This is a genomic window from Dyella sp. EPa41 (assembly GCF_016586165.1).
Classification (GTDB): Bacteria; Pseudomonadota; Gammaproteobacteria; order Xanthomonadales; family Rhodanobacteraceae; genus Dyella.
The window spans coordinates 1-12,898 of record NZ_BCPR01000100.1 but is presented as its reverse complement, the minus strand read 5'-3'; the positions used below and the strand labels follow the sequence as shown (position 1 = coordinate 12,898).

The 12,898-nt window shown below is 66.4% G+C and carries 12 protein-coding genes; 5 read left to right on the top strand and 7 right to left on the bottom strand.

What is annotated here, in order from left to right:
- Positions 1 to 188: 188 nt before the first annotated feature.
- Positions 189 to 1,400 carry a tyrosine--tRNA ligase gene (gene tyrS / locus JMF82_RS20240; protein WP_201316331.1) on the bottom strand — a complete coding sequence of 404 codons (1,212 nt, stop codon included), beginning with the start codon at positions 1,398 to 1,400 and terminating at the stop codon, positions 189 to 191.
- 183 nt (positions 1,401 to 1,583) lie between these two features.
- Between tyrS and JMF82_RS20235 the strand changes: the two genes are divergently transcribed.
- Together JMF82_RS20235 and JMF82_RS20230 are read left to right on the top strand one after the other, a co-directional pair.
- On the top strand, positions 1,584 to 3,023 hold the full coding sequence (locus JMF82_RS20235; RefSeq protein ID WP_201316330.1) for a peptidoglycan DD-metalloendopeptidase family protein: 1,440 nt from the start codon (positions 1,584 to 1,586) through the stop codon (positions 3,021 to 3,023).
- 6 nt (positions 3,024 to 3,029) lie between these two features.
- Positions 3,030 to 4,148 (top strand): anhydro-N-acetylmuramic acid kinase, encoded by a 1,119-nt coding sequence (locus JMF82_RS20230; RefSeq protein ID WP_201316329.1) that lies wholly within the window; start codon positions 3,030 to 3,032, stop codon positions 4,146 to 4,148.
- Here JMF82_RS20230 and JMF82_RS20225 read toward each other — a convergent pair.
- The 3 genes from JMF82_RS20225 to JMF82_RS20215 all read right to left on the bottom strand — a co-directional run bounded on the left by JMF82_RS20225 (position 4,145) and on the right by JMF82_RS20215 (position 6,616).
- Positions 4,145 to 4,444 carry a hypothetical protein gene (locus tag JMF82_RS20225; RefSeq protein ID WP_201316328.1) on the bottom strand — a complete coding sequence of 100 codons (300 nt, stop codon included), beginning with the start codon at positions 4,442 to 4,444 and terminating at the stop codon, positions 4,145 to 4,147. The genes JMF82_RS20230 and JMF82_RS20225 overlap by 4 nt on opposite strands.
- 86 nt (positions 4,445 to 4,530) lie before the next feature.
- Positions 4,531 to 5,775 carry an MFS transporter gene (locus JMF82_RS20220; RefSeq protein WP_201316333.1) on the bottom strand — a complete coding sequence of 415 codons (1,245 nt, stop codon included), beginning with the start codon at positions 5,773 to 5,775 and terminating at the stop codon, positions 4,531 to 4,533.
- Positions 5,776 to 5,845: 70 nt separating this feature from the next.
- Complete coding sequence (locus JMF82_RS20215) at positions 5,846 to 6,616, bottom strand: exodeoxyribonuclease III (protein ID WP_201316327.1); 771 nt, start codon at positions 6,614 to 6,616, stop codon at positions 5,846 to 5,848.
- A gap of 46 nt (positions 6,617 to 6,662) precedes the next feature.
- Between JMF82_RS20215 and JMF82_RS20210 the strand changes: the two genes are divergently transcribed.
- The 3 genes from JMF82_RS20210 (at position 6,663) to JMF82_RS20200 (ending at position 8,592) form a co-directional block, all read left to right on the top strand.
- Complete coding sequence (locus tag JMF82_RS20210; RefSeq protein ID WP_236585600.1) at positions 6,663 to 7,160, top strand: GNAT family N-acetyltransferase; 498 nt, start codon at positions 6,663 to 6,665, stop codon at positions 7,158 to 7,160.
- 22 nt (positions 7,161 to 7,182) lie between these two features.
- Complete coding sequence (gene pyrE / locus JMF82_RS20205; RefSeq protein ID WP_201316326.1) at positions 7,183 to 7,830, top strand: orotate phosphoribosyltransferase; 648 nt, start codon at positions 7,183 to 7,185, stop codon at positions 7,828 to 7,830.
- A 108-nt stretch (positions 7,831 to 7,938) separates the two neighbouring features.
- Entirely contained in the window at positions 7,939 to 8,592 is a 654-nt protein-coding gene (locus JMF82_RS20200; RefSeq protein WP_201316325.1) for a DUF4124 domain-containing protein, read from the top strand.
- Positions 8,593 to 8,660: 68 nt separating this feature from the next.
- Here JMF82_RS20200 and JMF82_RS20195 read toward each other — a convergent pair whose 3' ends face one another.
- The 3 genes from JMF82_RS20195 to coaBC are packed head-to-tail and all read right to left on the bottom strand — an operon-like array spanning position 8,661 to position 12,692.
- Positions 8,661 to 10,988: a phosphomannomutase/phosphoglucomutase gene (locus tag JMF82_RS20195; protein WP_201316324.1), complete on the bottom strand. Its 2,328-nt coding sequence runs from the start codon at positions 10,986 to 10,988 to the stop codon at positions 8,661 to 8,663.
- A 46-nt stretch (positions 10,989 to 11,034) separates the two neighbouring features.
- Entirely contained in the window at positions 11,035 to 11,490 is a 456-nt protein-coding gene (gene dut, locus JMF82_RS20190) for a dUTP diphosphatase (protein WP_201316323.1), read from the bottom strand.
- A complete protein-coding gene (coaBC, locus tag JMF82_RS20185) occupies positions 11,487 to 12,692 on the bottom strand; it encodes a bifunctional phosphopantothenoylcysteine decarboxylase/phosphopantothenate--cysteine ligase CoaBC (RefSeq protein WP_201316322.1) in 1,206 nt (401 codons plus the stop codon). The genes dut and coaBC overlap by 4 nt, the downstream gene beginning before the upstream one ends.
- Between the last annotated feature and the right edge of the window lie 206 nt (positions 12,693 to 12,898).

Sequence of the window (12,898 nt, the reverse complement as noted above, 5' to 3'; positions counted from 1 at the left end):
AAAAAATTTTGCTTTCGGTGTTGCCGTCGGAGGGCGATGCCAGCGGCGGGAGGCGAATAATAGGGAGGCCCCCCACCTTTGACAAGCAAATTTTGAAATTATTTTTCGTGTTTCGCGTAAGACGTTGTTCTCACGCGAAACATCACGTCATCGAAGTATCGCGACGACGTCGCGTCGTCGCGTTCGACTCATGCAAGCGTCAACAACACGCGAGCGAAGTTGCGCTTGCCGATCTGCAAAACCCCTTCAAAACCAGGGGAAAACACGCGTTGCGCATCTTCGACGACTTCCGCGTCGATGCGCACCGCGCGTTCCTTGAGCTTGCGATTCGCTTCCGCGTTGCTCGGCGTGAGGCCTGCCGCGGTAAGTAGTGCAGGCAAGCGCAGACCTTCCGCGGGCACGGCAATTTCGGTCAGCGGGAGCAGGCTGGTATCGCCTTCGCCACGCACCACGGCATGCCAGCCGGCGATCGCCTGTTCCGCCGCCGCGGCATCGTGGAAGCGCGTGGCCAGTTCACGCGCCAGCCTGAGCTTGGCGTCGCGTGGATTCAGCGCACCGCTCGCCACTTCCTGCTTCATGCGGGCGATGTCGTCCAGCGACGTCTCGAAGCTGAGCAGTTCGAACCAGCGCCACATCAGATCATCGCCGATCTTCAGCGTCTTGGTGACGATGTCGATGGCGGGCTCATTGATGCCGATGTAGTTGCCCAGCGACTTGGACATCTTGTTGACGCCGTCCAGGCCCTCGAGCAGCGGCATGGTGAGCACGATCTGCGGCGGCTGGCCGTGGTGCTCCTGCAGGGCGCGGCCCATCAGGAGGTTGAACTTCTGGTCGGTGCCACCCAGCTCGACGTCGCACTTGAGCGCCACCGAGTCGTAGCCCTGCACCAGTGGATAGAGGAATTCGTGGATGGCGATGGGCTGCTGGCCGGCGAAGCGCTTGGAGAAGTCGTCGCGCTCGAGCATGCGCGCCACCGTGTGCTGGGCGGCGAGCTTGATCATGTCGGCGGCGCTCATCTGGCCGAACCATTCGGAGTTGAAGCGCAGCTCGGTGCGCTCCTTGTCCAGCACCTTATAGACCTGTTCCGCATAAGTCTCGGCGTTGGCCAGCACGTCTTCGCGGCTGAGCGGCTTGCGCGTGACGTTCTTGCCGGTCGGATCGCCGATCATGCCGGTGAAGTCGCCGATCAGGAAAATCACCTGGTGCCCCAGGTCCTGGAACTGGCGCATCTTGTTGAGCAGCACCGTGTGGCCCAGGTGCAGGTCGGGCGCGGTCGGATCGAAACCGGCCTTGATGCGCAGCGGCCGGCCCAGCTTGAGTCGCTCGACGAGTTCCTCCTGCTTGATGATTTCGTCGGCGCCGCGCGCGATGGTGGCCAGCGCCTGCTCAAGCTCGTTCATGTATTCCTCAAATTTTCGTTGTCTGGACTGCGGCGGAAATCACGGTTTCCCGGCCGGTTCCGTTAAGTGTGCGTTAACCAAAAAATTATCGCAACCCATTGATGGAAAAGGCGTTGACGCTCTTTACACAAGGCCGCTATGGTACGCGCCAATTAGAATTTTGGTACCTGGGGAACACCGGGCATGGGTGAGAGAAACACGACCGCGCGTTCAGCGCGCAAATTGGCCATGCGCCGAAAGGCGCAGCGTCGCCACTCTCACTTTTATGAGCGTTGTGCCCATTGGTCGTTCGGTTGCCACGGTGAGGCGGAGCCGATCCGCTGGCATCGCGAGCGCTGGATGCTCGCCGGCACGGCGCTGCTGATCACGGCGGTTTCCGGCTTTCTCATCCCTGCGTGGGCCAGCGCGATGCGTCCGGACAGCGTGTCCACCGCGCATGCCGTGCTGCCGCTGGCGCTGCCCAAGGCGGCACCGGACATTGCCCGCACGCCCGACGTCGAAGATTGGCACATCGTCCAGGTGCAGCCAGGCCAGACCCTGTCCGACCTGTTCCAAAGCCAGGGCCTGAGCCTCACCGACGTGCAGCACGTGGTGGACCAGTCGGGCGATGCGAAGTCGCTGCATCACATCAGCCCGGGCCAGGAGTTCGACTTCCTGCTCGACAGCGACGGCAGCCTCAAGGGCATCCGTTTCGACAAGGACGAAGCGAACCGCACGACCATGCGCTTCGAAGGCGACAAGGCCACCGTGACCGCGCAGGCGCGCGAGGTGGATCGCCGCGAGCACGTGGCGCACGGCACCATCGACAGCTCGTTGTTCGCCGCCGCCTCCAAGGCCGGCATGACCAACCAGATGGTGCTCAAGCTCGCCGACCTCTTCAAATACGACATCGACTTCGTGCAGGACCTGCGCGAAGGCGACAGCTTCACGGTGATCTACGACGACGTGTATCGCGACGGCGCCTACCTGCGCGAAGGCGACATCGTGGCGGCGGAGTTCGTCAACCAGGGCCAGCGCTACACGGCCTACCGCTTCAGGAAGGAAGACGGCAGCTACGGCTGGTTCAGCGAGGACGGTCGCCCGATCCAGAAGTCGTTCCTGCGCATCCCGGTCGATTTCACGCGCATCTCCTCGCAGTTCAGCGCCGCGCGCATGCATCCGGTGCTGGGCCTGATGCGCGCGCACAAGGGCGTGGATTATGCCGCGCCGACGGGCACGCCGATCCATGCGGCGGGCGACGGCGTGGTCAAGTACAAGGGCTGGATGAACGGTTACGGCAACTTCGTGATCGTGCAGCACAACGGCTCGATCAGCACCGCCTACGGCCACATGTCGAAGTTCGCCAATGAAAAGGTGGGCCAGCACGTGAGCCAGGGCCAGGTGATCGGCTATGTCGGCATGACCGGCCTGGCCACCGGGCCGCACCTGCATTACGAATTCCGCGTCAACGACGTGCAGCGCGATCCGCAGACGGTGACGCTGCCCAAGCCCGAACCGCTGCCGGCCGCGCAGCTGGCCAGATTCAAGGCGCAGGTCGTGCAGCCGCAGCTGGCGCGCCTGAAGACCGTGGACGCCAACATCAAGCTGGCCCGCGCCAGCGGCAACACCCGCAGCGACGACTGATCGCCCGTGGACGAGGCCTCGGCGCTTTATCTCGGCCTGATCTCGGGCACCAGCGCCGACGGCATCGATGCCGCGCTGGTGCGTTTCGAGCATGACAAACCCCAGCTGGTCGATGCCTTGACGCATCCATGGCCAGAGGCCTTGCGCACGCGCATCCTTGCCGTGGCCCAGGACGAAACACGGCTCGACCTCGATGCCTATGGCCGGCTGGACGTGGCGATCGGCCAGTGCTTTGCCGACGCGGCACAGGCCTTGCTGGCCCGCGATGCCGCGCAGGCCAACGCCGTGCGTGCGATCGGCTCGCACGGACAGACGCTGCGTCACCGTCCCAGCGGCGAGCATCCCTTCACGCTGCAGGTGGGTGATCCGTCGGTGATCGCCGAGCGTTGCGGCGTGGACGTGGTGGCCGACTTCCGTCGCGCCGATGTCGCGGCAGGCGGCCAGGGTGCGCCGCTGCTGCCGGCGGTGCATGCCATGCTGCTGGCGCAGCCCGGACAGACGCGTGTCGTGCTCAATCTTGGCGGCATCGCCAACATCACCGTGCTGGGTGCGAACGGACGCGTGTTCGGCTTCGATACCGGCCCGGCCAATGGGCTGATGGATGCGTGGTGCCTGCGCCATCGTGGCGTGGCCTACGATGCGGACGGAGCATTTGCGGCGTCGGGCCGCATCGATGAAGCCCTGCTCGCCGCCCTGCTCGCCGATCCCTATTTCGCCCTGCCGCCGCCCAAGAGCACCGGGCGCGAGCACTTCCACCTTGCCTGGCTGGAATCCCACCAGCGCGTCGCGGCGCTGTCGCCGGCCGACGTGCAGGCGACGCTGCTCGAACTGTCCGCCCGCAGCGTCGCCGATGCCATCGAACACCATGCGGCGGATGCGGTCGACGTGCTTGGCTGCGGCGGCGGCGTCCATAACCACGTGCTGATGCAGCGACTCGGCGAGCGGATGCCCGCGCGTGTCGTGACGACCACGGCGCAATACGGCATCGATCCGGACTATCTCGAGGCCACGGCCTTCGCGTGGCTGGCGCGCCAGCGCCTGCTCGGCTTGCCAGGCAACCTGCCGGCAGTCACGGGCGCGCGTGGTCCACGCGTGCTCGGCGCGGTGTACCCCGCGCCGCGTTAACTCTCGTCGTCAAGGACGCGATGGACCGGCGCGAGCTGGGTCGGCGTGGTGCGCGAGAGCGCCAGCACGGCTTCCTGGAAGGCCGCCTTTTCGCCGGCGTCCCACTGGCCCGCCAACGTGGTGAGCTCACCCGGATCGAGCATGGTTTCCGCGAACAGGTTGGTCGCGGCCATGCCCAGGCCATGCCGCAGTGCATGCAGCACTACGTCATTGATCGACCATTGCCGCTCCTTGGCCAACGCCTTGATGCGCTCGGCCATGAGACTGTCGATATGGCGAATGACGAGGTCCGGCACGGACTCCCCCTTCCACAGTCATAAGCCCCCTGTGCGAATTATCTTGGCACAAGGACAAGAGGGAATGTATCGACCTCTTGGCTGATTCAGGCCGCAGTTTCTTCCGGTTTGGTGTCGCCGGGGCGGTCCTTGCTGAAACGGGGCCAAAGGTAGGCGAAGAGCAGCGTAGCCGGAATGATGGAAACCACGGTGAGCACGAAATATCCGCCGTAGCCCGTCGCCGTCGCGATGCCACCGGCGAAGAACCCGAGCACCTTGCCGGGCAGGTTGACCATGGAACTGAGCAGCGCATATTGCGTCGCCGTGTGCTCGCGGCTTACCAGCGAGGACAGAAACGCCACGATCGGCGGGCCGAGCACGCCAAGCGTGAAGTTCTCCACCGAGATGACCGCGGTCAGCACCGCCAGGTTACCGGGATGCATGATCAGCCATAGGTAACCCAGGTTGCTCGCGCCTGCCAGCACCATCGACACGCCCAGGCTGCGCCATGCCCCCCAGCGGGCCACGGCGGCGCCACCGACGAACACGCCCAGGATGCCGATCCACACGCCCCACAGCTTGGTAATGGCGCCGATTTGAGTGGTCGTGAACCCCATGTCCAGATAGAACGGCCCCATCACGCCGCCCACCGTCGCCTGTTCGGGAATCTTGAACAGCAGGATGAAGAGCAGAGTGACGCTGGCCAGCAGCCATCCGTAACGGCGGAAGAAATCCGCAAACGGATCGATGACGCTCAGCTGCATGGCAGCCCTCCAGCTGCGCGGCGTGGTTCGCACCACTTCCGGTTCGCGTGCACCAAGCGTTGCCAATATCGGCACCAGCATGGCCAGGGCAAACACCACGTAGATCATCGACCACGCGACATGGTCCGCGAGGATGAGTGCGCCGGCACCCGTGACGATCAACGCGATGCGGTATCCCAGCGAGTAAGTCGCCACCAATGCGCCCTGGTCGGACGTCGGCGCGATTTCGATGCGATAGGCGTCCACCGCGATGTCCTGCGTGGCCCCGAAGAAGGCCACGACCAGCGTTGCCCCGATGAACAGCGGCAGTTGCGTGGGCGTGAGGTTGGCCATGGCCAGCAGACCAGCCATCACCGCGATCTGCGCAAACAACAGCCAACTGCGGCGCTGCCCCAGGCGCCCCAGCGCGCCGGGCAATCTCACGTGATCGAGCAGGGGTGCCCACAGGAATTTCAGCGCGTAGAACATGCCCGCGCTTGCGATCATGGTGATCTCTTTGAGCACGATGCCGTGCGTTTTCAGCCAGATGGCAACCGTGTAAGACACCAGCAGGAACGGCAGCCCTGACGAGAAACCGAACAGGAACAAGGTCCAGGCGGCCGGCTGGGCGAAGGCGTGCCAGATATGCACCTTGGCCGGCTTGGCCGCCGGCGTCGCCTCAGTCGGCATAGTCGACCGTGAACGGCGCGTGGTCGGAGAAACGCTCGTCGCGATAGATCGAGCAGCGCTTCAGGCGGTCGCGCAGCGACGGCGTGACGATCTGGTAGTCGATGCGCCAACCCACGTCGTTGGCGCGCGCGTTGCCGCGGTTGGACCACCAGGTGTAGTCCTGGCCCTTGGGGTGCAGCGTGCGATAGCTGTCGACCCAGCCGTGCTTGTCGACCAGGTCGTTGAGCCAGGCGCGTTCTTCGGGCAGGCAGCCGGAATTCTTCTGGTTGGAGCGCCAGTTCTTGATGTCCAGCTCGCTGCGCACGATGTTCCAGTCACCGCACAGCACGTAGTCGCGGCCGCTCTTCATCCACTCGGCGAAGATGGGCGCGATCCAGTCCATCACCTTGAACTTGAATTGCTGGCGTTCTTCGCCCGACGAGCCCGACGGCACGTACAGCGAGACGACGCTGAGCTTGCCGAAGCGCGCCTCGATGTAGCGGCCTTCGCTGTCGAATGGTTCCCAACCGAGCGCGGTGCGCACCTCGTCCGGCTCGCGCCTGGCGTAGATGGCCACGCCGCTGTAGCCCTTCTTGCTGCTGGCATCGCGATAGAAGCAGTGATGGCCATCGGGGCGGAACATCGGGTCGCTGAGCTGGTCTTCCTGCGACTTGGTTTCCTGCAGGCAGACCACGTCGGCCTTCTGCTGGCGCAACCACTCGAACACGCCCTTGGTGCCGGCCGAACGGATGCCGTTGGCGTTGAGGCTGATGATGCGCATGTCGGGCGGGTCCTTCACTTCCGGTGGATGCGCCATCATAGCAACCATGCCTGACTGCCCCGACATCCGCGTCCGACCCGTCGATGCATCCCTGCGCCCGGCCCTGCTTGAACTCGCGGTGCACGAGGTGCAATACGATTTCGTCGGCCACATCGCCGCCTCGCTGGCCGACGCCGCGCTGTGCGAAGGCAGCGAGGCCATGGCCATCCTGCGCGACGGCGAGCCGATCGGGTTCTACCGCCTTGAGCATCGGGCAGGCAGCGTGGCGGACATGGTGTTCGAACGCGCCACGGTGGGATTGCGCTCGTTCTTCATCGATGCGCGCTGGCAGGGCCGGGGGCTGGGAGCGCGGGCGCTCGCCGCCGCCATGGCCGACCTTGTGCTGCGGCATCCGCAGGTGCGGGACATCGTGCTGACCGTGAACGTGCGCAACACGCCGGCCCTCGCGCTGTACCGGCGCGCCGGCTTCCGGGAGACCGGTGGGCTGTACCATGGCGGGCGCTCGGGGCCCCAATACGTGATGTTGTGCGCCCTGCCCCCTTGAATCCGATCGAGAGAACACGGCCGTGCACGACTACCAGCGCGATTTCATCGAACTCACCCTGCAGCGCGAGGTGCTGCGCTTTGGCGACTTCACGCTGAAGTCCGGCCGCCAGAGCCCGTACTTCTTCAACATGGGCCGCATTGACTCCGGCGGCGCGCTGGCGCAGCTGGGCCGCGCCTATGCGGCGGCAGTGGTGAATTCGGGCATCGAGGTCGACATGCTGTTTGGCCCGGCCTACAAGGGCATCGCGCTGGCCGCCGCCACGGCCATCGCGCTGGCCGAACGGCACGGCCGCGACCTGCCGTGGGCCTACAACCGCAAGGAAGCCAAGGACCACGGCGAGGGCGGCGTGCTGGTGGGCGCGCCGCTGAAAGGGCGCGTGCTGATCGTGGACGACGTGATGACCGCGGGCACTGCCGTGCGCGAGTCGCTGGCGCTGATTCGCGCGCACGGCGCCACGCCGGCAGGCGTACTGATCGCGCTCGATCGGCAGGAGCGCGGCCAGGGCGCGTTGTCCGCCGCACAGGAAGTCACCGCCGAGTTCGGCATCCCGGTCATCGCCATCACCAGCCTTGGCGACGTGCTGGCGTATGCGGGCGAGCGCCCCGAGCTTGCCGGCGAACACGCCAAGCTGGTGGCCTATCGCCAGCAATACGGCGTGAACGCCTGAAATCCACGGCCATCCAGCGACGCCGGTCACACGGGAGACAGCGAGGCCGTGGCAACGTCATGGTCTCGCCATGCGGCTGGATATACTTCCGCCCACAAGGGGGAATTCATGCGTAAAACACTCATCGTCATCGCGATCCTCGCGCTGGCCGCCGGCGCGCAGGCGCAGGCACAGAAGGCGTCATCCAGCAGCTACCGCTACCGCTGGAAGGACGCTTCGGGGCTGCCGCACTACAGCGACAGCCTCACGTCCGATGCACTGAAGTACGGCTACGACCTGGTCAACGACCGTGGCCTGGTGGTGCAGCACGTCGACCGCCAGCTCAATCCGGAAGAGCGGGCCGCCGCGCAGAAGGCTGCGGAAGAACAGGCCGCCAAACAGAAGGCCGCACAGGAACGCGACCGCGTCGACTCGCAGATGCTGGCTGCCTATCCCACCGAGGAAGGCTATGCGACCTCGCTGAAGCAAAGCCTGGACAACCTGGACCAGCAGATCAGCACCACCCGCGTCAACCTGCGCAGCCAGGAAAAGGCGCTGACGGACCTGCTCACCCGTGCCGGTGACCTGGAGCGTGCCAAGCAGCCGGTGCCCAAGTTCCTCAACGACAGCATCGCCAAGCAGCGCGACGTGGTCACGCGCCAGCGCGATACGCTGGAGCGGGAATTGAATGCGCGCGATGCGGCGGAGAAGAAGAACGCCACCGACCTGCAGCACTACCGCGAGGTGAAGGCAGCCAAGGAAAAGGAACGTTCGGGCTTGTAACGGGCCGTCCGCCACGCGGAAGAACGCACGCGATTCGAAGGCCTCGGTCATCCCGAGGCCTTCTGCTTTCAGAACGGCAGCTTCAACGAGGGATCGATCGCCAGCAGCTGCGAGCGGAACACGCCCTGGATGCGCTTGAGCGCCGCCTCGTTGTCCGCGTCGAAGCGCAGCACCAGCACGGGCGTGGTGTTCGAGGGACGCACCAGGCCCCAGCCGTCCGACCAGTCCGCGCGCACGCCATCGATGGTCGTGAGCGTGGCGTCGCCGAAGACGGCCTTCTGGCGGAACGCGTCGATGAAGCGGTAGTGCTCGCCTTCGCGCATCTCCACCTTCAGCTCGGGCGTCGACACCCCCTTCGGACAGGTGGCGAAGATCTCTTCCGGCGTGCGCTCTTCCAGGTCGCCGGCCAGGATCTCCATCAGGCGCGCACCGGCGTAGATGCCATCGTCGAAGCCGTACCAGCGCTCCTTGAAGAAGAAGTGGCCGCTCATCTCGCCGGCGAGTTCCGCATCGGTCTCGCGCATCTTCGCCTTCATCAGCGAGTGGCCGGTGCGCCACATCAGCGGGCTGCCGCCTGCGTCGAGGATCACACCCTTGAGGTGCCCGGTACATTTCACGTCATAGATGACGGTGGCGCCCGGTTGGCGCGACAGCACATCGCGTGCGAACAGCATCAGCGTGCGATCGGGGAAGATGATCTCGCCGTCCTTGGTCACCACGCCCAGGCGATCGCCATCGCCGTCGAAGGCGATGCCCAGGTCGGCGCCGGTCTGCTTCACCGCGAAGAGCAGGTCTTCGAGGTTGTGCGGATCGGAAGGGTCGGGGTGATGGTTCGGGAACGTGCCGTCCACGTCGCAATAGAGCGGGATCACGTCGCAGCCGATGCCTTCCAGCACCTGCGGCGCCACCGCGCCCGCAATGCCGTTGCCGGCGTCGATCACCACCTTCAGGCGGCGCTCCGCCTGCACGTCCGAGGTGATGCGGTCGATGTAATCGGGAATGACGTCGACGTGGCGCAGGCCGCCCTTCTCGCCTCGCGTGAGCTGGTTGGAGGTGATGCGCTGGTAGAGGTCCTGGATGGCGCCTTCGGACAAGGTCTCGCCACCGACCACGATCTTGAAGCCGTTGTATTCCGGCGGATTGTGGCTGCCGGTCACGGCCACGCCGCACCCGGTGTTGAAGCGATAGGCGCCGAAATACACGACGGGCGTGGGCACGGCGCCCAGGTCGATCACGTCGATGCCCGCCACGCGCAGGCCTTCGGCCAGCGCGGCAGCCAGTTCCGGACCGGATGTGCGGCCGTCGCGGCCGACCACGATCTCGTGCAGGCCCTTTTCGTGCATCACCGTGCCGATGGCCTGGCCGAGCAGGCGCGCCACGTCGACCGTCAGCGATGTGCCGACCACGCCGCGCACGTCGTAGGTGCGGAAGATCGTCGGATCGATGGTTGCGGGGGCCGCAGGCGCGGCGGCCTTGATCGCCGCCAGGCGCGCCGGCGCGGAGGGAGCGGGCTCGGGCGGGTTCTCGATGAGGTCCGCGAACACCGGTTCATCGGTCTCCACCACGCGGTGGATGCCCAGCCGATTGCGCATCCATAGCAGGTATACGCCGCCGCCCACGCACAACAGGCCCAGCAATGCGGTCAGCGGCCAGACGCGTGGCAGCACGATGTAGGCGCGCGGCAAGGCAGCCACCACGCTCAGCGTGGTTTCGGGGATGGGCGTGCCGGTTGCTTCGCGCTCGGCGCTGGCGCTACCGGAAGCGAGCAGGCGCAGGTCGCCGCGATCGTCGCCCTGGCGCAGTTCCAGTCGCCCGCTGGACGGCACGACGGCCTGGAACTGCTCCTGCACCGGCCCGAACGGCAGTGCCGCCCAGACCCAACCCTGCGGATGCTCGGGTCGTCCCACCGGCACGACCAGGCCCAGCAGGCGACCGTCCTTGCCCGGCACGGTCTGGGCCAACGGCTTGCCGTCTGCCGTCTGCGCCGCCATGAGCTGTGCCGCCTTGCCGTAGCCGAACTGGTGATAGTTGGCGTGCAGCACTTCATCCAGGCCGCCGCTGTAGATCTCGATCGCCAGCGCCTGGGGCACCAGCTGGCGCAAGGTGATCGCTCCCTGGGCCGGGTCGGCCATCAGGGTGGCGGGATCGGACGCCTTCACCGCCGCTTCGACGCGGCCGCGCTCCGAGGCGATCTCGGTGGCGACGGCTTCGACCGCTTTCTTCTGCGCCGCATGCACGCGGCCGATCGCGCCGTTTTCGTCGGCGATCAGCCAGGTCTGCCACAGGCAGCCCAGGCCCAGCAGCAGCAGCAAGGTACCCGCCGCCAGCGGCAGCAGGCGTCGCCAGTCGATCGATCCAGCCAGCGGTTGTCCGCCCAAGCTGATGAATTTCGCCATGCCCTGTCCCCGCACAGGTTGTCGGGTTCCGCACCGTGGCGCGGAACTAGTTGACCCCGGTCGAACCAAAACCGCCCTCGCCCCTCTGCGATGGCGCGAATTCCTTCACCACCTTCAACCGCGCCTGCGCCACCGGCACCAGCAGCAGCTGGGCGATGCGATCGCCCACCGCGATGGTGTAGGGCTGCGTGCCGCGGTTCCAGCAGGAGATCATCAGCGGCCCCTGGTAGTCCGCGTCGATGACACCGACCAGGTTGCCCATGACCAGGCCGTGCTTATGGCCCAGGCCCGAGCGCGGCACGATCAGCGCGCACCAGCCCGGATCGCCGATGTGGATGGCCATGCCGCTGGGCACCAGCGCGCTTTCGCCGGGCTGCAGGGTCAGTGGCGCATCGATGGCGGCGCGCAGGTCCATGCCGGCGCTGCCGGCGGTAGCTGCTTGCGGCAGTTCGATGGTGTCGCCCAGGCGCGGGTCGAGGATCTTCAGCTCGACCTCGATCATCCGCGCACCGCCGCGTAACGCTCGGCGATCTTCGCCACCAGCTGGCGCGCCAACTCCGTCTTGGAAGCGCGCGGCAAGTCGATGGCGCCCTCGGGGCCATACAGGGTGAGTGCGTTGTCGGCGGCCTCGAAGCCGAGGCCACCGCCAACCTGGTTGGCGGCGATCATGTCCAATCCTTTGCGCGCGAGCTTGTCGCGGGCGTAGCGCTCCACATCATGCGTTTCCGCGGCGAATCCGACCAAGAAGGGGCGCACGGTTTGCGCGGCCAGCGTGCCGAGGATGTCCGGATTCTCGGCCAGGCTCAGCTCCAGGGCGGCGCCGTCGCGCTTCTTGATCTTGTGGTCGGCCACCTCGGCGGGGCGGTAGTCGCCCACGGCCGCGGCACCGATATAGATGTCTGCATTCGTCGTGGCGGCCACCACCGCGTCGCGCATCTGGGTCGCGCTGCGCACGTCGATGCGGCGCGCCACCCCTGGCGGCGTGGCGAGGCTCACCGGCCCGGCCACCAGGGTCACCTCGGCGCCAGCCTGCGCGGCGGCTTCGGCCACGGCGAAACCCATGCGGCCGGAACTGCGATTGCCGATGAAGCGGACGGGGTCGATGTCTTCGTACGTCGGCCCCGCGCTCACCACGACCTTTCGTCCGCGCAGCAACGCGTTGCCGAACGAGGCGACCATCGCTTCGCGCAGCTCCATCGGCTCCAGCATCCGGCCCGAGCCGATGTCGCCGCAGGCCTGGTCCCCCGAGGCGGGGCCGAGCAGGTGCACGCCGCGCTGGCGCAGGGTATCGACGTTCGCCTGCACGGCCGGATGCGCCCACATCTGCTGGTTCATGGCGGGCGCCACATGGAGCGGCGCGGCGCTGGCGAGGCAGACGGTGGTGAGCAGGTCGTTGGCGAAGCCATGAGCCAGGCGTGCGATCAGGTCGGCGCTGGCCGGGGCGATCAGGATGCGTTCTGCCCAGCGCGCCAGTTCGATGTGGCCCATGGCCGCTTCGGCTTCCGCGTCCCACAGGCTGATCCGCACCGGCTGGCCGGACAGCGCCTGGAACGTGGTGGCGCTGACGAAATGCGTGGCGCCTTCGGTCATCACCACGCGCACCTCGGCATCGAGATCGCGCAGGCGGCGGACCAGTTCGCAGGACTTGTAGGCGGCAATGCCGCCGGATACGCCCAGCAGGATGCGGCGTTGGGCAAGACTCATGGTGTGGGCCTGACAAACGTTATGGCCGTTAGCTTACCGGAATCGTCAGGCGGGCTCGGTGACAAGCGCGCGCGGACCAGCAGGGGAGGCCCTTCTCCCTTAGAGAGAAGGCATTCACTCGATGCCTTGGCCCCTCTCCCAGCGGGAGAGGGGTTGGGGAGAGGGCGCGGGGCTTGCGCGACCTTCCATGGTCCGCTTCGCCCGCA

Excerpts from the sequence above, each read along its gene's own strand:
- tyrS (WP_201316331.1), bottom strand. The coding sequence starts at position 1,400 with ATGAACGAGCTTGAGCAGGCGCTGGCCACCATCGCGCGCGGCGCCGAC.
- JMF82_RS20235 (WP_201316330.1), top strand. The coding sequence starts at position 1,584 with ATGGGTGAGAGAAACACGACCGCGCGTTCAGCGCGCAAATTGGCCATG.
- JMF82_RS20215 (WP_201316327.1), bottom strand. The coding sequence starts at position 6,616 with ATGCGCATCATCAGCCTCAACGCCAACGGCATCCGTTCGGCCGGCACC.
- JMF82_RS20210 (WP_236585600.1), top strand. The coding sequence starts at position 6,663 with ATGCCTGACTGCCCCGACATCCGCGTCCGACCCGTCGATGCATCCCTG.
- JMF82_RS20200 (WP_201316325.1), top strand. The coding sequence starts at position 7,939 with ATGCGTAAAACACTCATCGTCATCGCGATCCTCGCGCTGGCCGCCGGC.
- JMF82_RS20195 (WP_201316324.1), bottom strand. The coding sequence starts at position 10,988 with ATGGCGAAATTCATCAGCTTGGGCGGACAACCGCTGGCTGGATCGATC.
- dut (WP_201316323.1), bottom strand. The coding sequence starts at position 11,490 with ATGATCGAGGTCGAGCTGAAGATCCTCGACCCGCGCCTGGGCGACACC.
- coaBC (WP_201316322.1), bottom strand. The coding sequence starts at position 12,692 with ATGAGTCTTGCCCAACGCCGCATCCTGCTGGGCGTATCCGGCGGCATT.